This window comes from Caulobacter sp. SRI_008, assembly GCF_057586355.1.
The window spans coordinates 120,054-140,806 of record NZ_JBYCZS010000017.1 but is presented as its reverse complement, the minus strand read 5'-3'; the positions used below and the strand labels follow the sequence as shown (position 1 = coordinate 140,806).

Here is a 20,753-nt window from a genome sequence, read left to right as displayed (position 1 = left end):
GCCCAGTCGGGCGCGGCGGCGATGTCGGCGAAGGCCAGGACGGTTTCGGGCCGGCCAGCCAGGCGACGGCCCAGCCGCGCCGCGCGCGGCCCCACGCTCTCCGGCGCGCCGACGGTCGTGAGAAGCCGAGCCTGGGCGCCCAGCCGTTCGCGATCGGCCCGGGCGTTCATGCGGCGGGCCCCGTCGGCTCGGCCAGGGTCCGCAGCTTACGGCGCGGACGGAAGCGGCTGGTGCGGCTGACGACATAGGCCCCCACCCCGCCGATCGCCGCCAGTATGGCGATGGCCGGCATGGTGAAGCTCTTGATCGGCGAGACCGGGGCGGCGGCCATCACCGGCTTGGCCGGGAACATCACCACCGTCACCTTGTCGTAGGGCAGCCCCTCGATGGAGTTGGTGACCAGGGCCTTGATCGACCCCACCTGGCCGGACAGATCGACGTCGGGGTTGTGGCGGATGAACACCGAGGCCGAGGACGGCTTCTGCTGCTCGGCCAGCGGGTCGGCCTCGGGCACGGCGATGTGCACCCTGGCCTGCACCACGCCGTCGATCGACGAGATGGTCTGGCTGAGCTCCTGCGACAGGCCGTACATCAGCCGCGCCCGCTGCTCCATCGGCGAGGAGACGAAGCCCTCCTTCTTGAAGACCTCGCCCAGGCTCTCGAACTTGTCGCGCGGATAACCCTGGTCGTGCAGCACGGCCACGGCCGAGGAGAACTGTTCGGCCCGGGTCTTCAGCGCCCAGACCTTGCCGTCCTTGCTGCTCTTCGAGGCCGAGACGTTGGCGTTCTGGAGCACGGCGACCATCTCGTTGGCCTCGCGCTCGGAAAGCCCGCCGTAGAGCTCCTTCTCCGCGCAGGCGGTGAGGCCCAGGGCCGTGGCGACCAGCAAAGCCGGCAGGATCTTGCGCATCGTCGCCTCCCTAGGACTGCTGCCGGAAGAGCTGCTGCAGGCCGTCGGACGTGCGGTTGGCGATGTTCGAGGTCAGTTGGCAGTTGAACATGAACTCGTGGCACTGGACGGTCAGGCCGATCATCTCGCCGGGCGTGATCGCCGCGCCCTTGGCCTCGGCCGCCTTGGCGTGGGCGGCCAGGTTCGAGGCCTGGCCGTTGACGAATTCCAGCTGGTTGAAGATCCCCTTCATGGCCGGGGCCAGGGCCTCGGGGCCGGACAGGCCGGACACACCCGACGCGCCGGCCGTGTGCAGGGCGTTCTGGAACTGGACGGCGTCGGTCAGGCTGGCGCCGTAGCCGACCTGCGTGACCTGGGGCGATGCTTCCTGGGGGACGGCCAGGGCGGCCGCCGATACGGGGTCGAAGGACATGGGCGTCCTCTCCGCTGAAGAGGCCGCTTAGTTCTTGCGGGCCATGGTTTCGAGGGCGCGGCCGACGCTGTCGACCGAGGTGCTTTCCGAATTGGCCATGAAGTTCATGCGCAGGCTCTCGGCCGTCAGCATGGCCATGACCGAGGGCTTGTCGTCGCCGCCCGTGCCGACCTGGTCGGACAGCTCGGTGATGCGCACGGCCTGGGAGTCGAGCACCTGGCCCCAGGCGTGGGCCATGGCCTCGAACCAGCTGCCTGGGCGGTTCTTGGTGTTGGAGCCCTGGAGGCCGGAGGCCACGGACATGGTCGCGTAGTTCGAAACGGTGTCGGTCATCGTCGCTTCTCCTTGGATCTTATGGGGTTTTCGCGCTCGCTCTCAGAACATCAGGCGGGTGGTCTCGCCGCCCTTCTCGACCAGCACGGCCTGGCTCTCGACGCCGACGATGCGGTCGCCCGTGGGCAGCATCGAGCCGGTGAAGTAGCGGGCGCCGTCGGCGGTGGCGACGTAGCCGGCCTCGCCGCCGACCACCGCCACCACGCGCTTGCCGGGGCCCTGGTCGAACACCTGGCCCAGGTGGTCGCCGCCGGCGGCCCGCTCCACGTCGAGGGCGCGCAGGCCCTTGACGTCGTGCAGGGCGATCTTCTCGACCTTGGCCACGTCCTGGGCGGGCCCAGTGACCTGCACCCGCACGCGGGCCAGGCCGTTGGGACGGGCGGTGGCGGCCAGGCCGTTGGCCTGGAAGACGTCCTCGACGTTCTGGGCCAGGCTCTCGCTGGTCACGACCTCGACGCGGGCCGGCAGTTCGCGATTGCTGACCAGGCGGGTCAGGCGGGCCTTCTCGGCGTCGCGGTTGAGCACACCGGCGATGACCAGCTTGCCGTTCTCCTCGGGCCGCACGGCCAGGGCGCCGTAGCCCTCCTGGCGCAGCAGGGCGTGGACCTTGGAGGGGCTGGCCTCCTGACCGCCGAAGCGGGGCACGTTGGCGACGGCGTAGGTGACGCAGGCCAGGGCCGCGCCGAACACCAGCACAGGCACCAGATGCGGCGTGGCGCCAACGACCCGCACGCCGCGATCCAGCGTGCGCCGCAGCAGGCTGCGGCCGTCCTCGAACAGGCCGCCCTCCTCTTCCTCGGCCGGTGAGGCCTCGGCGGGCGCGGCGGCGTTCAGCAGGCGCTCGGCCTCGCGCCAGCGGGGGCTTTCCTCGACGCCCAGGGCCAAGGCGTTGTCGCCGACGATCAGCGGCACATAGCAGGGCAGCACCGCGCGGGCCGGCGCCTCCAGCCGGTGGCCGAGCATCTCGACCTGGCCCGACAGCACCTCGATGTCGGCGGCCTCCTCGCCGGCGGTCAGCCGCACGCGGACGCCCTTGGCGCTGGCGTCGCGCAGGACGATGTCGGCGTCGAAGCCGTGGCCAAGCTCGGCGGCCTCGCCCGGCGGCATCGGCAGCAGGGCGCCGGCGACGCGGCCGGACAGCACCTTGAGGACGAGGGTCGCGGCGCTGACCTTCGCCAGGTCTTCGGTGGTGTCTTCGGGCGGCAGGGCTTGATGGGTCATGGGCCTAGCTCGGATTGGGGATGGGTTTCATCGTGCCGTCGGGCTGCGCCGCCACGGGAGTCGGCGCCGGCGGCAGCGGCTGGGCGGGTCCGCGCCGCGCGCCCTTGGCGGGCTTGCGGTCGGTCGGCAGGGCCGGCGCGGCGGGCAGCGGGGCGTTCTCGAAGCCCGAGGCCGGCGCGTCGTAGCGCACGCCCGCCGGCGACGGCGATCGCGAGCCGATCGAGGCCAGGCGCGGGGTGATCAGGAACATCCGCTCGATGCGGCCGCTGCTACGCTGCTGCACCTTGAAGAGGTTGCCCAGCACCGGGATCGAACCCAGCACCGGGATCTTCGAAGAGCCGGTGGTGTCGGACTGCACGGTCATGCCGCCCAGCAGCAGGCTCTGGCCCTCGACGATCAGGGCCTGGGTGTTGAGCGCCGCGCGGCGAACCACGGGGATGTTGTCGACGCTGGCGTTGGTCAGCGAACCGTCCTCGATGGTCACCAGCATGCGGATGCGGGTCTGGCCGGCGTCGCGTGTGACGTGCGGGGTGACGCGCAGGGTGGTGCCGGCGGTGACGTTGAAGAGGTCGACGTCGCGCTCGCCGGCCAGGCGGACGTAGAAGTCGCGGCTGTTCTCGAACACCGCCTCGACGTTCGACAGGGTGACGATCTGCGGCCGCGAGACCACGCGGGCGACGCCCTCGGTCTCCAGGGCGTTGAGGCGGGCGGCGAAATAATCGCCGTTCCCGATGATCGTCGAGGCGATCAGGCCCTGGTAGGGCTTGGGCGAGGTGTTGCCTCGGGTGAGGTTGGTGTCCTCCAGGCCGGCCGGCGCATTGGGACCGCGGCCGAATTGAACGCCGCCGCTGCCGTCGTCGAACCGCCAGTTGATCCCCAGGTCCCGGGCCTTGGTGGTGTCGATGTCGATGATCGCCGCCTCGACCTCAAGGAGCTGCGGCTCGACGTCGAGGGCGCGGACCAGCTCCTCGTAGGCCGACATCCGCTCGGCGACGTCGCGGACGATGATGGCGTTGAGGCGGCTGTCGGCCTGCACCCGCACGGGGTTGGGCGGGGCGTAGACGCCGGTCTGCTCGTTGGCGAGCGGCTGGCCGAGCGTGCCCTGCCCTTCGGCGCCGTAGAACGAACCGCCGGGATTGGGCGTGCCGAGCGTGGCCAGGCCCTGGCCGCGCAGGCCCTGGACGGCGGCGGGCAGCGCCGTCTCGCTGCGGGCGGCCGCGCCGGAGCGCTCGTTGGTCTCGGAGCTGACCAGCGAGCGGATGATCGAGGCCACGCCCGGGATGGTCACCTGCTTGGCGCCCACCGTCAGGTTCACGTCGTCGGCCCAGCCGTAGCGCAGGTAGAAGACCCGGTACTGCAGGGTCGGCGACGCCGCCTCGGCCTGCACGCCGCCGCGCGCCAGCTCGTCCACCTGCTGGAGGAAGCGCGGGGAGCCGGTGGCCACCAGCATGTCGCCCGTGGCGCGCAGGGTGTTGCGGCCGTCCAGCAGGCCAAGCTGCCGGGCGGCGCGGTCGACCCGGCGCGAGGCCGAGCCGGAGATCGGGAAGCTGCGGCTGGAGAGCTGGGCGGCGGTGTAAACATAGGCCGCGCCGCCGTCGTAATAGGTGACGAGGTCGAAGGCCTTGGAGATGTCGGCGTCGATCTTGGCGGCCGGGCCGCGGAAGACGCCATTGATCGTGCCCGCGACCTGCGAGGAGACGATCACCGGCACGCCGACCTGATTGTAGAAGTTCTGCAGGAACTGGGCGATCGGCTGTTCGCGGGCGGTCAGGTCGATGGTGCGGCCGCCCAGCGGAACCTCGCCGGCGCGGACCTGTGGCGCGGTGGCGGCCAGGGCGGCGGCGACCGCCGCGGCAACGCCCATCCGGGCGGCGCGGCGAACGCTGGGTCTATCCTTCTGAAGGGACATTCTGTCTCCGGGTTCAGGCGGCCGCCGAAGCGGGCGGCGGCGGCGGTTCGGGATCGTTGGGCACGACGGTGAGGGGCTCGCGCGGGAAGGCCACGCGGCCGGCCACGTCGAGCTTCAGGGTGGGCAGGAGTTCGTGGAACGACAGGACACCGAGGTCGAAACGGCGGGCCTCGACCAGCTTGCGCACGTGGCGGCGCAGGTCGATCGCGGCCAGGACGACGGCCGCCCCGCTCTCGTCGACCTTGGCCAGGATCGCATCGGTGACGCGGCGGGCCATGTCGGGGTCGAGAGCCAGCTGCTGGGCGCCCGCGCCGGTGCGGATGGCCTCGCGCAGATGTTGCTCAAGCGGCGGCTCCAGCACCACGGCGCTCAGAGCGCCGTCGGGGGCGTAGCGGTGGCTGATCTGGCGGCGCAGGGCGACCCGGGCGAACTCGGTGAGCGCGAACGGATCCTTCTCGCGCTGGCCGGCGTCGGCCAGGGCCTCGAGGATGTCGCGCTGGTTGCGCAGCGGCACCTCTTCCTCGGCCAAGCGCCGCATGACCTCGGCGATGCGGGCCAGAGGCAGGGCGCGGGCGGCTTCCTTGACCACCTCGGGATAGTCGGCGCCGGCGCGGGTCAGCAGGTTGCTGGCCTCCTGAATGCCGACGAAGAGGCCGGCGTTGCGGCGCAAAGCCTGGCGGACGGCGTCCTGAAGCTCGGCGAGGTCGGCGGGATGGGCCAGGTCGCCGGCCCCGATCGGGGCCTCGAAGGCCAGCAGCCGCCAGCGGGGAGCCCCCTTCCCTTCACCATTGGCGCCTTCGCCGTAGTGGAACGAGGCGCGCGGAAGGGCCACGCCCAGGCGCAGCTCGAACTCCTCCAGCACCTCCTCCAAGCCCCGGGTCAGGACCGCGCCCTCGTGGCGGCGGACACTGTCGCCGTCGAGCTCGAGCAGCAGCGGCACGACCGGCTGGGCTTCCTGGATCTTGGTGCGAGCGGCGGCGGGCGAGGCCTTGGCCTCGTCGGCGGCGGCTCGGGCCGGCGCGAGCTTGCGGGTCAGGCGGGCGCGCATGTCGACGTCGACCAGGGCGCCGGTGATCATCGCCGCCCCGCCCAGCAGCAGGAAGATCACCGCCGGGAAGCCGGGCACCAGGGCCATCAGCCAGCAGATGCCGCCGGCCACCAGGAACACCCGGGGCTTGGCCGAGAATTGCCGGCGCATGGCGTCGCCCAGGTGGGTCTCGCTGTCCTCGTCGGTGGTGCGGGTGACGATCAGGCCGGCGGCCATGGCCCCGAGCAAGGCCGGGATCTGGGTGACCATGCCGTCGCCGATGGTCAGGATCGAGTACTTGTGGATCGCCGAGCCGAAGTCGAGGCCCTGCTGCAGCATGCCGATGGCCAGGCCGCCCAGCAGGTTGATGACCACGATGATGATGCTGGCGATGGCGTCGCCTTTGACGAACTTCATCGCGCCGTCGAGGCTGCCGTGGAGCTTGCTTTCCATCTCCAGCACGCGCCGGCGGCGCTTGGCTTCGTCCTTGTCGATCATGCCCGAGCGCAGGTCGCTGTCGATCGACAGTTGCTTGCCCGGCATGGCGTCTAGGCTGAAGCGTGCGGCGACCTCGGCCACCCGCTCGGCGCCCTTGGCGATGACGATGAACTGCACGACGGTGATGATCAGGAACACCACCAGCCCGACCACCAGATTGCCGCCGGCGACCATGTTGCCGAAGGTGTCGATGATGTGCCCGGCATGGCCCTCGATCAGGATCATCCGGGTCGTGGCGATCGACAGGGCCAGGCGATAGAGCGTGGTGATCAGCAAAAGGCTGGGGAACACCGAGAACTCGACGATGGTCGAGATGTAGATCGCCACCAGCAGCAGCATGACGCCGAAGCAGATGTTGACCGCCACCAGGGCGTCGAGCGCCAGGGCCGGCATCGGCAGGATCATCAAGGCGACGATGGCCACGACGCCCGCCACCAGGAACAGGTCGCTGAACCGTGCGACGACGCCCTGGCGCGGCCGCCCCTGAAGGCGCTTGAGATAGGTTTCGACGCTCATCGGGCTGTCCTCAGAAGCCGCCGCGCGCCGAGACCAGGCCGCGATAGCGGTCGAGGACGCTGGAGACGTAGCCCTGCGTCTCGCGATAGGGCGGGATCTTGCGGCCGTACTTCATGACCGCGCCTTCGCCGGCGTTGTAGGCCGCCAGCACCAGCTCCAGGTCGTTGCCGAACTGGCCCTGCAGGGTCTTCAGATAGGCCGCGCCGGTGCGGATATTGACCATCGGGTCGCCCAGCTCGACGGCCGGGTCGCGCACCCCGAAGCGCCTGGCCGTGGCCGGCATGATCTGCATCAGCCCCCGGGCGCCCTTGGGCGAGATCGCCCCCGGATTGGCGCGGGACTCCACGTGCATCACGGCGCGCAGCAGGTCGGGATCGATGTCGAAGTCGCGGCCGGCGGCGGCCACCAGCGGCGCGTAGAGGGTGGATCCGGAGGCGCCCCGGACCAGCACGACCGGCGCCGGCGCGATGCGTCCAGCCGAGATCACGGCGCCGGCCAGTTGGGGTCCATCATAGAGCCGGAGCTGTTCCGACACCCCTGTCGGTTGTGTTTCAGCGACGCAATCTATGCGCGCCAGGGAAAACTTTTCGTTGATCGGAAGGGCGCTGCTGAATTTCAAGCCGTCAGCGGTCACGCATTCATATGCGAACACTGGACTTGAACAAAATAAGACTAAACACACGCTCGACGCCACTACGCGGAACTTGCGCATAAATCTGTCCCTCTATGCAGCGCCCCGCCTGTGCATACTACCCGTTCAAAAGCTAGCTTTCGTGTATCAATCCTGTCAACCACGTAATTAAAACAATTTTCATACTCAGTATACTGCCTTCCAGGCATCATATTCTATGGCTCAGCTTAACAACTACTATAGCTAAGCTCGCCTCGTTTTGGCCATTTTTGGCGCGCTTGTCGGCTTTGCCGGTCCTTCGGCGCCGGTTGGTTTCGTCACGATCGTCGACAGACACACGCTATGGCTGAAAAGAACGACGGCGGGGACAAGACAGAGAAACCGACGCACAAGCGCCTGACCGACGCCCGCAAGAAGGGCGACGTTCCCAAGAGCAAGGACCTGACCTCGACCATCGTGCTCGGCGCCTGGGTGCTGCTGGGGGCGATGACCGCGGGCTGGGCCTTCGACCGCCTGGGCGGCCTGTTCGACGAGGTGTTCGCGGTCATGGACCGGCCGTTCGCCGAGGCCTGGCCGATCGCGGCGGCCGCCAGCGGCAAGGTGTTCGTGGCCCTGACGGCCGTCACCTTCATCCCCGTGGCGATCCTGGGCATGCTGGCCGAGTTCGGCCAGGTCGGCCCGGTCTTCACCTTCGAGAAGATGAGCCCGAAGATGTCGCACATGAACCCCGGCGAGGGGCTCAAGCGGATGTTCAGCATCGACAACCTGTTCGAGGTGGCCAAGTCGCTGGCCAAGACCCTGCTGCTGGGCGTGTTCACCTGGATCGTCGTGGCGATGACGTTCGACAAGCTGCTGGCCCTGCCCGCCAGCGAGGCCGATGGGGCGCTTTCGGCCTATGGCGGCCTGACCTTCCAGCTGCTGGCCGGCACGGCGGTGCTGTTCGTCTTCGCGTCGCTGCTGGATCTGGCCTACCAGCGCTTTTCCTTCACCAAGAAGATGCGCATGAGCCGGCGCGACATCCGCCAGGAAGCCAAGGATTCCGAGGGCGATCCGCACGTAAAGGCCCAACGCCGTCAGCTGCACCAGGAATGGGCGCAGCAGAACGCGGTGCAGGCCGCGCGCGACGCCTCGGTGCTGGTGGTCAACCCGACCCACATCGCCTGCGCCCTGGCCTACGACCCGGCCGAGCACGCCGTGCCGGTGCTGCTGGGCAAGGGCGAGGGGCTGATCGCCCAGGCCATGCGCGAGGCGGCGGAAGACCAGGGCGTGCCGATCATCCGCAATGTCGAACTGGCCCGCGCCCTGCGCGACAAGGCCGCCGTCGACGACATCATCCCCCAGGACCTGTTCGCCGCCGTCGCCGAGGTGATCCTCTGGGCCCGCCGGCTGAAGGACGAGCAGGCCCAGGCCGCCGCGCAAGATCCACCGGGCGACCAGTCGCCGCCTGGTCCCACCTTCCCGCCCCTGCCCTAGCCTGGAGAAACCGTGAGCGCCGTACTCGACCTGCTGACCGTCGCCCTGGCCCTGGGCATCGTGCTGGGCCTGGCCTTCTTCTCGCTGAAGCTGCTCAAGCAGGTGCAGGCGGGGCCCGCGACCGACGACCAGATCCGCTATCTGCGCGCCCTGCCCGTGGGCCAGCGCGAGCGGCTGACCCTGGTGGCCTATCGCGACGAGGTGTTCCTGCTGGGGGTGACGGCCGGCCAGATCACCGTGCTGGACCGCCGCGCCCGCACGCCCGAGGAGATCGCCGCCGAGGCCCGCGCCGGCGAGGAGGCCCGCCTGCGCGCCGCCCGTCCGGCGGCGGCGGTGCGCCAGCTGATAGGGAAAACCCTAGCTAGGGAACGACCCGACTACTGACCGCCGCGGCGAGGTGGTTGTCTCGATTTGCCGGGCGACGGAGCGACGCTCCCAAGGCCCTCCGAGCAGACGGAAATCGAAGGAGCATCACATGTCTTTCCTGGGTATCGGCGGCGGCGGCAACCTGTTCAGCAGCATCGCCAACATCGCGCTGCAAGGCGCCCTGGGCGTCGCCACCGGCGGGGCCTCCCTGCTGGTCACCACGGCTCTAAAGAGCGTGCTGACGGCGGTGGGCGACCAGGTCCTGCAGCAGCTGGGCCAACAGCTGGGCCTGCCGCAAGGCGCCATCGACCTGGCCCAGGCGGCCTTCCATAGCGCCGCCGGCGATCCGGGCGGCGCGGCCCAGAACATCAGCGAGGCCGTCCAGGGCTTCAGCGACGCCGCGGGCTTCGACAACTTCCAGGCCGGCCAGGCCCAGCGCGACACCTTCGACGCGGTGGACTGGATCGTGAAGAACGCCCAGGAAGAGCTGCAGGCCGGTTCGGACGCCGAAGGCTCCAAGCGCGGCAAGGGCGCCAGCGCCCTGGCGGCGGCCGGCGGCGGCGAGAGCTTCCTGGTGAAGCTGGCCATCGCGCTGGGCACGGCGGTCGACAACAAGATGAACGACATGCTCGACATCGCCAAGGAGATCGACAACGCCAAGTCCAACAAGGACGAGTCGAAGGTCACCGAGATGAGCGCCAAGATGACCGCCTACGGTCAGGAGGCGAACATCATGAGCAACGCCCTCAACACCTCGCTGAAGACCATCGGCGAAGCCATCGCGGGTATCGCCCGGAAACAATAATACGACCAAGCGTTGTGGAGCACGCGGGCGCCTTTACGGGCGCCCGCGACTTCACGTTTCAGGGGTCAGCCCCGGGGTAAAAAGGAAGCGCAGCATGCGAGTTCGCACTTTCGCCGCCATCGTCGCCGCCGCCGGCCTGGGCCTTCAGGGTCCGGCCTTCGCCCAGCTCGACATGGTCACCCCGCAGTTCAACACCCAGGTGTTCAAGAACGTCCTGCAGTCCAACGACCGGGCCTTCGGGCGCGGCGGCGGAACTCCGGGGCGTAACGGCGTCGCGGCCGGCGCGAGGCCGCTGTTCCCGCAGGCCGGCGCCGCGGCGACCGCCCGCCCGGCGACGCGCGGGACCACGCCGACCACCTATCGCGCCTCGCCGGCCGTCAGCGCCCGGGTGCAGAAGCAGTTCTCCGAGTTCATGGCCAAACAGGCCGGCGCCGACGGCGGCCGCCAGGTGGCCGACGCCATGCGCCGCACCGACCCGGTGCGTAACTGGAGCCAGCTGGTGGCCTCCGACGGCCTGCGGCCCGGCGACAGCGCCGACGCCCTGGCCGCCTACTGGGTGCTGAACTGGGTGATGGCCAACCGCGGCGACAACAACCGCGCCCAGACCCTGGCGGTGCGCGAGCAGGTCCGGCCGATGATCGCCGCCAACCCGGCCTATTCCAACCTCAACGAGGGCCAGCGCCAGGAGTTCTCCGAGGTGCTGATGCTGAACTTCCTGATCCAGCAGGCCGCCTATGTCGACGCCATGAAGCGCGGCGACCAGCGCGCCCAGCAGCAGTTGGGCGACGCGGCCGTGGCCCGCTTCAAGACCGAGATGGGCGTGGACCTGCGCACCCTGACCCTGACCGACCGCGGCCTCGTGCAGCGGCGCTAGAGGAGCCTCTTTCGATGACCGTCGCCCCCGTCTCGACCAGCGCCTCCACCTCCGCCTCTTCGGGCGCCAGCCCCGACCGGCTGGACCGCGAAATCGACCGCTTCGAGGCGACCGGCGAGGTCTCGCAAGGGCTCGTCGAGGAGGCCCGGGCCGTCGGCGGCGAAGCCTTTGCTCAGCGCCTGGACCGCCTGCCGCCCGCCCGTCGCGGCGAGCTGGAAGGCGCCCTGGCCGACAAGGGTCTGCTGGGCCTGGTCGGCGACACGGCCGGCTCGCTGGTCGGCGGGACGGTGGACACCGCCGTGGGCGTGGTCGACGTCGCCGCCGACGGCGCGGTCGAGACCCGCTCCGAGCGCCAGGTCGAGGACGCCCGCGAGAACGGCCAGGACCAGCGGATGAGCAGCATCCAGGCCCAGTCGCATTTCGACGCCGTGCTCTCGCCCGCCCGCCGTCTCAACGCCCCGCCGGCTCCGCTGGATTGGGCAGCGGCCTTCCCGAGCCCCGTCGACCAGCCGGCCGTGCGAGCGGATCCGCGGTAGGGCGGATCGACATCAAAACACCTGATCTCTGTTTTTCTACCGAGCATCCCCGCGCAGGCGGGGATCCAAGCCGAGCCTGCGGGCAATCTGCGGCCGCGCCTCCTCCTGAACGTCAGCTTGGGTCCCCGCCTTCGCGGGGAGAGACGGATTTGGAAGCGGCGAGCAGATGAAACGCCGAGGTGACCTAAGCCGGCGACCGCAGGCTCTCCGTCGCGCCCTCAATGATGCGCACGAACTGCTCGACGGCGTCGCTGCGGGCGGTTCCGGGTCCCGGCTCGCGTTGCAGGCCGGCGGCGAGCGAGCGGATCAGGGGCTCGACCAGGCCCGAGGGCGTCATGTGCGGCTTGTCGGCGGCCTGGGCGCGCAGTTCGCGAGCGAAGTCGGCCAGGACGCGCTCGATGCGTCCGGCGTCGACCGGCGAGGTCGCCGACAGCCGCCCGGCGACCGACTGGCCGCTCTGGGCCGCCAGGGTGCGCAAGTCGCCGCCGACGCTGGCGGCGCCGGGCTGGCCGTGCTCGGCCCAGACGAAGGCGGCGGCCTGGCCGCGATCGCCGCCGCGCAGGGGATCGACCACCGCCGCGCCGGCGATGGTCGCCATCGCCTCCAACGCCAGCCGGGCCGCGCCGGCGCGGGCGGCCGTGGTGGACGGAGTCGAAGCGGAGAGATCGACTCCCGAGGCGCGCTCTACGGGCCGGATCACGACGCGCCTCCCTCGACCTTGACCACCCGCAGCCCGGGCTTCAGCGCGCTCCAGCCCACTTCCGCGCCGATCGCCTGCTGGCTGTTGCGGCCGTCGGCCAACTCCTCGTTCTCACCGTCGAACTGCACGACCGCCAGGCGCTTGCCGCCGCGCGCGATCGCGAACCGCGCCCAGGGATAGCCGTCGAGGATCGTCAGCCGCGCGTCTGGCAGCGCCGCCGACAGGTCGGAGACGCTCGCCCCCTGAGAAATGGCGCCCTGCGCGATCGCCCCCGGCGCCGGGCGCACATAGCGGCCTGAGAGATCCGCGCCGGCGCCGCAGCCCTGGAAGTCGGTGGTCACGGTCGCGGCCTCCCCGTTCAGCGCCACGCGCGCCGTGGCCGGCCGCGCCGCCAGGTCGGCGGCGGTGAGGGTCGTGTTGGTCCCATCGAAAGGCACGACGCGAGCGTCGATGCGGCCGTCCTTCAGCGCGCCCTCGGCCTCGAGCTGGCAGTCGGCCGCCGTGGCCGCGCCGTCGGCGCTCGCGCCGCCCGAGAGGCTGATCCGCCAGACCTCGCCCTTGGGCGTCAGGACCAGCCGGCCGCGGCGCTGGCCGCTCATCACGTAGCTTCCCCCGGGGCTTCCCCCGGGCGTTCCAGCCGCCGACGTCTTCGCAGCGTCAGCGGTGCCGGCGGCGGCCATGGGTAGGGGGGGGACGGCCGCCGCCGGTCGCTCACAACCGGCGAAGGCCAGCGCGAGGGCGATGAGGGTTGGGGGAGCAAGCTTCATCGTCGGGGTCATCCGGAACGGGTCAGGCGATTGAACGCCGGCCCGCCGCGGCGGTTCTCATCGGCCCAGCATCGCCAGGGCGTCCCGGCGTTCGCTGGCGAAACGGTTGGCGACCGAGGCCTGGACGTCGGCCGAGGCGCTGGTGAAGTAGGCGAGCGCCCCGCCGGCGTCGCGCTTGCCGCGCTCGTCATAGATGGCGTTGATCAGGGCGCGGTCGTAGGTCTGGCCGTCGGCCGGGGTGAGCCCCTGCCCTTCCACCCGCGCCATGGCCTTGACCACCGCGCCGGTCTCCGGCCCGTGCTGCACCGAGGTGGACCAGACCACGTCGCGGATCGCCGCCGAGCGGGTGGAGAGATCCACGCCCGTGTCGGTCTTCACCTTGTCGAGTTGCACCTGATAGTGCGTGCGCTGGATGTAGTCGTGCTGGGCGGCCTCGAACTTTTCGGGTTCGCGGGCGGCGATCGCCTTCCAGGTGGCGGTGAAGCTGGCCGAGCCGGGGCTGGCGCCGCCGAACTCCGCGGCCCACTGCCGGCCCTCGGCGGCGAGGAATTCCTGCGGCCGGCCGCGATTGCCGGCCAGCTGGTAGGTGCCGTACGACACCCCGCCCGGATCGCCCGCCCCGCTCGACACCGTGCCGGGACCACGCCCGCCGGTCTCGTACTGCTCCGACAGGGCGCCGATGCGGGCATCAACGGAGGCCTGCGTCGGGGTCGTGGTCGTCGTCCCGCCGGGCGGGCCCTGACGGTCGACGTTCACGAGCACGTAGTTGAAGCTCTTCTGGTCGCCCAGGCCGTTCCAGAACGACTGGAAGTCGCCGGGCTTCAGCGTCTGGCAGCCCGCCGAGCCGGTGTTGGTATTGCCGCCGGCGTGGAACAGGAACGAGTTGTCGGTGCTGACGCCGGTTCCCTTCGTGTCCTTCGCATCGATCAGGCCGTCATGGTTGGTGTCGCGCTGGACGGCGTGGTTCTCGGTCGGGCGCAGCACGTTGCCCAGGGTCGAGCTCGTGCTCTTCTGGAAGGTGACCGTGCCCTCGGCGATGCGGCCCAGCTCCTTGCGGCCGTCGCCGTTGAAGTCGGCGCCGTAGCGGCCGTCGTACTGGGCCGAGGGCTCGGTGTTGGCGGCGTATTCCTGGACCTTGCCCTGCTGCAGCACCACGACCCGGTCGTCATAGGCGCCCTTGCCGGCGTTGGCGTTCAGGCTGGTCTCGGTGCGCAGGCCCAGGATCACCTGCTTGCCGGCGGCCAGGTCCGCCTTGGCCTGGGCGTCGCCATAGGCGTTCACGTAGCCGGCGTAGAGGTCGTACTTCTGGGCCTGGCTCAGCCCCTCGGTCGAGGGCAGGACGCCGGTCGCCTGGCCGGTCGTAGTGGTGGACGGCGTCGTCTGTTGGGTGGTCGTCGTCTGCGGTGTAGGCCGCGCGGCCGTCCCGCCACCGGGGATCTGCAAGGCTTGCCCGACGTGGATCAGGTTGGGGTTGGCCAGATGGTTGGCCTGGGCGATCGCCTGCCAGGAGACCCCGAACTGGGCGCCGATGCTGGAGAGGTTGTCGCCGGCCGCGACCTCGTAGCTGCGCGGCTCGGCGGCTGCGCCGGCTGGCAGGGTCACGGCCTGGCCCGGCCGGATGACGTTGGGATTGGTGATCTGCGGATTGGCCCGGATCAGGGCGTCCAGCGAGACGCCGTGCTTGTCGGCGATCCCCGACAGGGTGTCGCCGGACTTGACGACATAGTCGTCGGGCCGCCCGCCGCCCGCGCCGGACACGGATGACTGGGTGTTGAGGGACACGGCGGTCATCGGCAACTCCTGGTACGGACGCTTTCCTGCCGGGGACGCTAGCCCTCCCCCGTCCGCCGCATAACTAGGGACATCCCTAGCTAGGGACGCTCCCAGCTATCGAGACGCCCCTCCCCGCCGCCATCGTTGGCCAGCCAAGGCGCAACGGAGGCCCCGCATGTCCGCCCTGAACGCAGCCGAGTCCCTCGGAGCCTCCAGTCGCGCCGCGTCTAGCGCGGCCAGCGCCGCGAGCGAGGCCTCGAGCCTGGTCGCCGCCAGCCGCACCGGAGGCCAGCTGAACACCAGCGAACTGGCCGGCCAGCTTTCCGAGATCGCCCAGTCCGATCCCGCCAAGGCCCAGAGCCTGCGGGCGGAGATCGAGGCCGGCCTGTCGCCGACCGACCAGAAGCGTCTAGCCGACGACCTGGACGCGGCCAGCGCCGCCCAGAAGCAGGAGCTGATGCTCGACCTGGGCCAGATGGCGCTGGACGTCGCGGGCCTGTTCGACCCGACCCCGATCTCGGACGGCGCCAACGGCGTCATCTCGCTGTTCCGGGGCGACTTCCTGGGCGCGGGCCTGTCGGCCGTCAGCATGATCCCGTACATCGGCGACGCGGCGAAACTGGGCAAGCTCGGCAAGTGGGCCGAGACGGTGAGCAAGGCCGCGGATCTCGCCAAGGTCGACAGCGCCTTCGCCGCGGCCGCCAGGCCGGCGCTGGAGAAGCTGAAAGGCGCGATCGACGCCCTGCCGCTGGACAAGCTGCCCGAGAGCGCCCGCAACACGCTGGAGACCGCCAGCCGCAAGCTGGACGAGGCGCTGAGCGCCCGCCCGCGCGTCGAGCTGGAGCAAGGCGCCAAGGGCGGCTGGAACGCCAAGCTGAATGGCGAACTGGCGGCCAACACCGACTACGTGGTCAGCGGCCGCTACACCTATCACACCGACGCCAAGGGGCGGGTCGAGCAGGTGACGGGCACGCTCGACCTCAAGCACGCCGACCGCAACGGCTATCAGCAGACCAAGGCGGGCCAGGAAGGCGGGATCAAGGACGGGGTCGAGGGCGACGAGGGCGGCCACCTGATCGCGGCGATCTTCAACGGCCCCGGCGAGCAGATCAACTACCACGCCATGGACGGCACGCTGAACAAGAGCGGCTGGAAGACCATGGAGAACGAATGGGCAGCCGCCCTGAAGGACGGCAAGAAGGTCGATGTCGACATCAAGGCGGTGTTCGACGGCGCCTCCAAGCGACCCGAGGCGTTCAGGGTCGAGTACGTCATCGACGGCAAGCCCTCGACCCGAACCTTCTTCAACGACTAATCTGAGCCGCGGAGGATTCCATGGCCGACATCGACACCCCCGAAGGCATCTACCGCCATGTGGGCCAGGCCCTGGCCGACAGCGTGGCCGAGCCCTGGTCGGAGATCCGCCTGCATGTCAATGTGATCGACGGCTCGGTGGGCCTGACCGGCGACTACACCAGGGCCGCCGGCGAGGTGGCCGACCTCGACGTGCGCAAGCTGGACTATTCGGTCTCGAAGGCGCTGCGCAACCTGCACCGCCTCACCGCCTCCAGCGCCCACGAGCCGTGGTCGAAGGCGGTGTTCTCGTTGAAGTCGGACGGGGCCTTCGACCTGAAGTACGACTACGCGGCGGCTTGAGGCTCAGGCCTTCCGCGCCGGCGCCAGCAGCACGCCTGCCGCCGCGACCAGCATCGCCGCAGCCACGATCGCCGAGGCCTTGAGGCCGCTGACGATCCCCGCTCCCGCCAGCGCCCCGAAGATCGCCACCCCGGCCGCGCCGCCGACCTGTCGGCAGGCGTTGAGCACGCCCGAGGCGGCGCCGGCGTCGTGGCGATCGACGCCGGCCAGCAGGCCGCTGGTCAGGGCCGGGATCGCCAGACCCATGCCGCCGGGGATAAAAGCAAAGCCCGGCAGCATTTCCAGGAGGCCGCTGCCCTGCCCCAGCCGCGCGGTCAGGGCGTAGCCGCAGGCGGCGACCAGCACGCCGCCGCTGGTCACGGCCCTGGCCCCGAAGCGTCCGACCAGGGATCCGCTCGCCAGGTTGGAGACGATGAAGGTCGCCGTCAGCGGCAGGAAGGCCAGGCCCGCCTTGCCCGGCGTCCAGTGCAGCGTCCGCAGCATGTAGAGGCCCAGCACGAAGATCAGGCCGTAATAGGTGAAGTTCAGGGCCGACCCGACGACCACCGCGCTCCAGGCCGGCCGGCGGCGGAAGACGCTGAGCGGCATAGCCGGATGGGCCGCCCGGCGCTCGAACAGCACGAAAACGAGCGCGAGAACGAGACCGGCGATCAGGGCCGCCAGCGGCGCGCCGCTCCATCCGCGATGGCCGCCCTCGATCAGCCCGCCGACCAGCAGAGTGACGGCCGCCGCGGCCAGGGCCTGGCCGACCAGGTCGAACGGGACCTTGGGCTTGGGCAGGCTCGGCGGGGCGACCAGCAGGGTCAGGACCACGCCGGCCGCGCAGAGCGGCAGGTTGACGAAGAACACCCAGCGCCAGCCGAGGGTCTCGACCAGCAGTCCGCCCAGCACCGGTCCCGCGGCGATCGAGACGCCGCCGGCGGCCGTCCACCAGCCGACCGCGGCCGCGCGCCGGCGGTCGTCGCCATGCGCGGCGTGGGCGATCAGGGCCAGGGACGGCGGGATCAGCAGCGCCCCGGCCGCGCCTTGCGCCACGCGGGCCAGGATCAGGGCCAGCGGGCCGCCTGCGAACCCGCAGGCGGCCGAGGCCAGGCCGAACAGCGCCAGCCCCGCCAGGAAGGCGCGCCGGGGTCCGATCCGGTCGCCGATCGCCCCGGCCGACAGCAGCATGGCCGCCAGGGCCAGCACATAGGCGTCGACCACCCATTGCAGCTGGGCCGTCGGCGCGTCGAACGCGTCGCCGATCGCGTCGAGGGCGACATTGACGATGGTGACGTCCAGCTGGGTGACCAGGAAGCCGAAGCTGGCGGCGGCCGTGATCCACGGCAGGCGTGAGGTCTGTGCGCTCATGGCCCCGGTCATGCGCCGATCCGGCGATGGAATGCTACACGCGCCGATGAACCATCGCGCCGGCGATGGGTCTAGAGTGGACCCATGGACGCCAATATCGCCACTCCCGCCGCCCTGATCGGCGACCCGGTCCGCGCCGCCATGCTGCAGGCCCTGCAGGACGGCCGCGCCCAGCCGGCCGGCGCCCTGGCCTGGACGGCCGGGGTCAGCGCCCAGGCGGCCAGCAACCACCTGTCCAAGCTGGTCGAGGGCGGGCTGCTGGCGGTCGAGCGCGAGGGCCGGCATCGCTATTACCGCCTGGCCTCGGCCGAGGTCGCCCACGCCATAGAGGCGCTGTCGGCCATCGCCGCGCCGGTGCGTTCGCTGGAGATCCCGCGCTCGCCCAAGGCCCGCGCCCTGCGCGAGGCCCGCTGCTGCTACGGCCACCTGGCCGGACGGCTGGGCGTCAAGGTGGCCCAGGCGCTGGTCGAGGGCGAGCTGCTGACGCCGTGCGACGGCAAGCTCTACGAGGTCACAGGCGCCGGCCGGGCCTGGTTCGCCGAGCTGGGGATCGCGGTCGAAGCCCTCTCCTCCCCGCGCGGCGTCGCCCGCCAGTGCCTGGACTGGACCGAGCGTCGCCACCACCTGGCCGGACCGCTAGGCGTCAGGCTGCTGTCGACGATGACCGATCGCGGCTGGCTGGCGCTGGAGCCCAAGGGCCGCGCCGTGCGCCTGACGCCGGACGGCGCGCGCGAGCTGAAGGCGCGGCTGGGCGTCAGCCTCGACGACGAGGGCCGCGTGGCGGCGTGAGACGCCACGCTAGGGAATTCCCCAGCTAGTCCCGCCGGACCGGTACGCGCAGCATCCTCCCCTACGCTCGCATCGAGGGACAGGGTCATGCGTATCGACGGCGGATCGGGGATCACGGCGACCAGCGACCGCAGCGCGGTCGGCGCGAAGGCCGAGGTCGCGATCGACGCCCAGGTGGCGGCCGAATGGAACGCCCCGACCTCGCGGCCGGCCGTGTCGGTCACGGCCCAGGCCGAGGTGAAGGTCTCGGCCGTCGCGGCCGACGGCGGCAAGGCGGCGGAACTGGCGCAGGCCAGGGTGCACATGGCCCTGGCCGCCGACGTCTATAACGACACCCCCAACCCGCCGGCCGGCTGGGCCGTGGCCGGCGACGAAGACCTGGCGCGGCTGGGCCTGGATCCCACCGACCTGGAGGAGGCCGGCTCCGACTTCCGCGCCCGGGTCTATGTCGATACGGCGGGCGACTATGTGGTGGCCTTCCGCGGCACCCAGAGCGCGGCCGACTGGAAGGCCAACCTGCAACAGGGCCTGGGGCTGGACTCCGGCCACTACGACAAGGCCCTGCTGATCGGCGAGCGGCTGCGGGCGGCGGGCGAGGACGTCACCCTGACCGGCCACTCCCTGGGCGGAGGCCTGGCCTCGGCGGCGGCCGTCGCCTCGGGCCTGCCGGCCGACACCTTCAACGCCGCGGGCCTGCACGAGGACACGCTGGAGGCCGCCCAGGCCGGCGGTGCCCCCGCGCCCCAGGTCGACGCCTACTATATCGACGGCGATCCGCTGAGCCGGGTGCAGGACGGCGGCGACCGCTGGCTGGGCGCGGGCCTGGGCGGCCTCGTGGGTGGCATCCCCGGCGCGATCCTGGGCGGCCTGTTCCTCGACGCCCCACCGGCCTATGGCGAGCGCCACGCCCTGACGGCGGTCGGACCCGAGGGGCAATCGGCCGACGACGCCTCGCTGCTGGACCTGCACGGCCAAGCCTGGCTGACCTCCAGCCTTGACGCGGCCTATCGCGCGGCCGCCAACTGAGGCCCGTGACCCGCTCGGCCCGGATCGCCGCCCTGGCGGCCTCGATGGTGATGATGACGGACGCTGCTCTTGCTGCCTGCTTCGTCGGCGGCACCGCCCTGCCCGACGCCCGCGCGGCCCTGGCGGCGGCCGACCACGGCCAGGCCGGTCGCGACCTGATGGCGGCGGTGATCAAGGGCGATGTCGACGAAACCGCCCGCCGCCTGCGCGCCGATCCGGCCCTGAAGACGACGCGCGGCGGCCGCAACGGCGACCTCCTCGGCCTGGCGATCGCCCGCTGCGACAAGCCGATGGTCACGGCGCTGCTGGACCTGGGCGTCCCGCCCGACGGCGGGGGCGACGCCATCCCGCTGAGTCTGGCCCTGCGCGCCAGGGATCCGGTCTTCGCCGCCCAGCTGCTGGCCGCCGGGGCCAGCCCGCAGCGGCGCGAGGCCTATTGGCCGCTGAAGGCCGCCATCGGTCTCAATTCGCTCGGAGCTGTCCGCCTGCTGCTCCAGCACGGAGCGCGGGTGAACGACCATGACCCAACCGGCGCGACGCCGCTGCGCATCGCCATCGAGCAGCAGAACTTCCGCATCGCCCAGCTGCTGCTCGACGAAGGCGCCGATCCCTGGACGGTCGGAAGCAACGGCGAGACGCTCGCCACCGTGCTGGCCGGCCCCATGCGCCCCGGCGAGTCGGAGGAGCAGGCCGCCCGTCCGCGCATGATCGAGACCCTGAAGAAAAACGGCTGGCGCCTGCCCGGCGCGCCCGACGCCCGCGAGACTCGCCGACTCACCCTGACCGGCGCCTGGCCCCCGCCCGAAGCCCGCGCCGCCGGCTGGAAATCCCCGCCGCCCGAAGCGGTCGTCGCCCGCATGCGCCGGTTCTGGACCGAAACCGGCGACAAACGGCGCAATTAGGCGCGGATTTCCCGCCAGGGGCGGTGTTTTCAGTGATTTTGCGGGGGATGGCGGAGACGGAGGGATTCGAACCCTCGATACCCTTTTGAGGTATGCCGCTTTAGCAAAGCGGTGCCTTCAGCCTCTCGGCCACGTCTCCTCCTGAGAGGGAGCGGTTCGATAGCCTGTTCGCTGCAGAATGACAATCGAGCGTCGAAGGAAAATCGCGTTAACGCGACGCTCAGACGGCCACGCTAGGTTGAACCCTGTTCTCCCGTGTGCAGAAGCCCAAGAGCGATC

Annotated in this window: 21 protein-coding genes and 1 tRNA gene; 10 read left to right on the top strand and 12 right to left on the bottom strand. The window is 70.9% G+C overall.

Translation table 11 applies throughout. From position 1 onward, the window contains the following. Positions 1-166: 166 nt before the first annotated feature. Genes sctJ through AC2YHT_RS16390 form a run of 7 tightly spaced genes read right to left on the bottom strand, consistent with a single transcriptional unit; the run spans position 167 to position 7,361 of the window. Entirely contained in the window at positions 167-910 is a 744-nt protein-coding gene (gene sctJ / locus AC2YHT_RS16420) for a type III secretion system inner membrane ring lipoprotein SctJ (RefSeq protein ID WP_110119746.1), read from the bottom strand. A 10-nt stretch (positions 911-920) separates the two neighbouring features. Then, the gene (locus AC2YHT_RS16415) at positions 921-1,322 is read right to left on the bottom strand and encodes a hypothetical protein (RefSeq protein ID WP_487290852.1); all 402 of its coding nucleotides are present in this window, start codon (positions 1,320-1,322) and stop codon (positions 921-923) included. Positions 1,323-1,349: 27 nt separating this feature from the next. Continuing rightward, a complete protein-coding gene (locus AC2YHT_RS16410; RefSeq protein WP_487290851.1) occupies positions 1,350-1,655 on the bottom strand; it encodes a hypothetical protein in 306 nt (101 codons plus the stop codon). 42 nt (positions 1,656-1,697) lie between these two features. Continuing rightward, a complete protein-coding gene (locus AC2YHT_RS16405) occupies positions 1,698-2,876 on the bottom strand; it encodes a SctD/MshK family protein (RefSeq protein ID WP_487290850.1) in 1,179 nt (392 codons plus the stop codon). Positions 2,877-2,880: 4 nt separating this feature from the next. Continuing rightward, positions 2,881-4,785, bottom strand: a complete 1,905-nt coding sequence (gene sctC, locus AC2YHT_RS16400; protein ID WP_487290849.1) for a type III secretion system outer membrane ring subunit SctC — start codon at positions 4,783-4,785, stop codon at positions 2,881-2,883. Positions 4,786-4,798: 13 nt separating this feature from the next. Then, the gene (locus tag AC2YHT_RS16395; RefSeq protein WP_487290848.1) at positions 4,799-6,826 is read right to left on the bottom strand and encodes an FHIPEP family type III secretion protein; all 2,028 of its coding nucleotides are present in this window, start codon (positions 6,824-6,826) and stop codon (positions 4,799-4,801) included. A gap of 10 nt (positions 6,827-6,836) precedes the next feature. Beyond that, on the bottom strand, positions 6,837-7,361 hold the full coding sequence (locus tag AC2YHT_RS16390; protein ID WP_487290847.1) for a lytic transglycosylase domain-containing protein: 525 nt from the start codon (positions 7,359-7,361) through the stop codon (positions 6,837-6,839). Between the two features lie 438 nt (positions 7,362-7,799). On the opposite strand from AC2YHT_RS16390, the gene AC2YHT_RS16385 reads away from it, so the two are divergent. From AC2YHT_RS16385 to AC2YHT_RS16365, 5 genes are all read left to right on the top strand, one after another. Then, positions 7,800-8,930, top strand: a complete 1,131-nt coding sequence (locus AC2YHT_RS16385) for an EscU/YscU/HrcU family type III secretion system export apparatus switch protein (RefSeq protein WP_487290846.1) — start codon at positions 7,800-7,802, stop codon at positions 8,928-8,930. Between the two features lie 12 nt (positions 8,931-8,942). Next, positions 8,943-9,314, top strand: a complete 372-nt coding sequence (locus tag AC2YHT_RS16380) for a FliO/MopB family protein (protein WP_487290845.1) — start codon at positions 8,943-8,945, stop codon at positions 9,312-9,314. A 91-nt stretch (positions 9,315-9,405) separates the two neighbouring features. Further along, the gene (locus AC2YHT_RS16375; protein ID WP_487290844.1) at positions 9,406-10,101 is read left to right on the top strand and encodes a hypothetical protein; all 696 of its coding nucleotides are present in this window, start codon (positions 9,406-9,408) and stop codon (positions 10,099-10,101) included. Positions 10,102-10,195: 94 nt separating this feature from the next. Further along, on the top strand, positions 10,196-10,975 hold the full coding sequence (locus tag AC2YHT_RS16370; protein ID WP_487290843.1) for a DUF6683 family protein: 780 nt from the start codon (positions 10,196-10,198) through the stop codon (positions 10,973-10,975). 14 nt (positions 10,976-10,989) lie between these two features. After that, a complete protein-coding gene (locus tag AC2YHT_RS16365) occupies positions 10,990-11,511 on the top strand; it encodes a hypothetical protein (protein ID WP_487290842.1) in 522 nt (173 codons plus the stop codon). Positions 11,512-11,695: 184 nt separating this feature from the next. On the opposite strand, the gene AC2YHT_RS16360 is transcribed toward AC2YHT_RS16365, so the two are convergent. The 3 genes from AC2YHT_RS16360 to AC2YHT_RS16350 all read right to left on the bottom strand — a co-directional run bounded on the left by AC2YHT_RS16360 (position 11,696) and on the right by AC2YHT_RS16350 (position 14,769). Further along, complete coding sequence (locus tag AC2YHT_RS16360; RefSeq protein ID WP_487290841.1) at positions 11,696-12,211, bottom strand: hypothetical protein; 516 nt, start codon at positions 12,209-12,211, stop codon at positions 11,696-11,698. Next, the gene (locus AC2YHT_RS16355) at positions 12,208-12,810 is read right to left on the bottom strand and encodes a hypothetical protein (protein WP_487290840.1); all 603 of its coding nucleotides are present in this window, start codon (positions 12,808-12,810) and stop codon (positions 12,208-12,210) included. The genes AC2YHT_RS16360 and AC2YHT_RS16355 overlap by 4 nt, the downstream gene beginning before the upstream one ends. 225 nt (positions 12,811-13,035) lie before the next feature. Continuing rightward, on the bottom strand, positions 13,036-14,769 hold the full coding sequence (locus AC2YHT_RS16350) for a LysM peptidoglycan-binding domain-containing protein (protein ID WP_487290839.1): 1,734 nt from the start codon (positions 14,767-14,769) through the stop codon (positions 13,036-13,038). Between the two features lie 157 nt (positions 14,770-14,926). Between AC2YHT_RS16350 and AC2YHT_RS16345 the strand changes: the two genes are divergently transcribed. Next, positions 14,927-16,066 (top strand): DNA/RNA non-specific endonuclease, encoded by a 1,140-nt coding sequence (locus AC2YHT_RS16345; protein WP_487290838.1) that lies wholly within the window; start codon positions 14,927-14,929, stop codon positions 16,064-16,066. 20 nt (positions 16,067-16,086) lie between these two features. Next, positions 16,087-16,407, top strand: coding sequence for an immunity protein YezG family protein (locus AC2YHT_RS16340; RefSeq protein ID WP_487290837.1), 321 nt, complete (start codon positions 16,087-16,089; stop codon positions 16,405-16,407). A 3-nt stretch (positions 16,408-16,410) separates the two neighbouring features. Here AC2YHT_RS16340 and AC2YHT_RS16335 read toward each other — a convergent pair whose 3' ends face one another. After that, positions 16,411-17,769: an MFS transporter gene (locus AC2YHT_RS16335; RefSeq protein ID WP_487290836.1), complete on the bottom strand. Its 1,359-nt coding sequence runs from the start codon at positions 17,767-17,769 to the stop codon at positions 16,411-16,413. 72 nt (positions 17,770-17,841) lie between these two features. Between AC2YHT_RS16335 and AC2YHT_RS16330 the strand changes: the two genes are divergently transcribed. The 3 genes from AC2YHT_RS16330 to AC2YHT_RS16320 all read left to right on the top strand — a co-directional run bounded on the left by AC2YHT_RS16330 (position 17,842) and on the right by AC2YHT_RS16320 (position 20,474). Further along, complete coding sequence (locus tag AC2YHT_RS16330) at positions 17,842-18,546, top strand: ArsR/SmtB family transcription factor (protein ID WP_487290835.1); 705 nt, start codon at positions 17,842-17,844, stop codon at positions 18,544-18,546. Between the two features lie 87 nt (positions 18,547-18,633). Further along, entirely contained in the window at positions 18,634-19,572 is a 939-nt protein-coding gene (locus tag AC2YHT_RS16325) for a Tle-like phospholipase domain-containing protein (RefSeq protein WP_487290834.1), read from the top strand. Positions 19,573-19,577: 5 nt separating this feature from the next. Next, complete coding sequence (locus tag AC2YHT_RS16320; protein WP_487290833.1) at positions 19,578-20,474, top strand: ankyrin repeat domain-containing protein; 897 nt, start codon at positions 19,578-19,580, stop codon at positions 20,472-20,474. 48 nt (positions 20,475-20,522) lie between these two features. Here the strand turns inward: AC2YHT_RS16320 and AC2YHT_RS16315 are convergent. Then, positions 20,523-20,613 (bottom strand) — tRNA-Ser (locus AC2YHT_RS16315). Positions 20,614-20,753 lie beyond the last annotated feature (140 nt).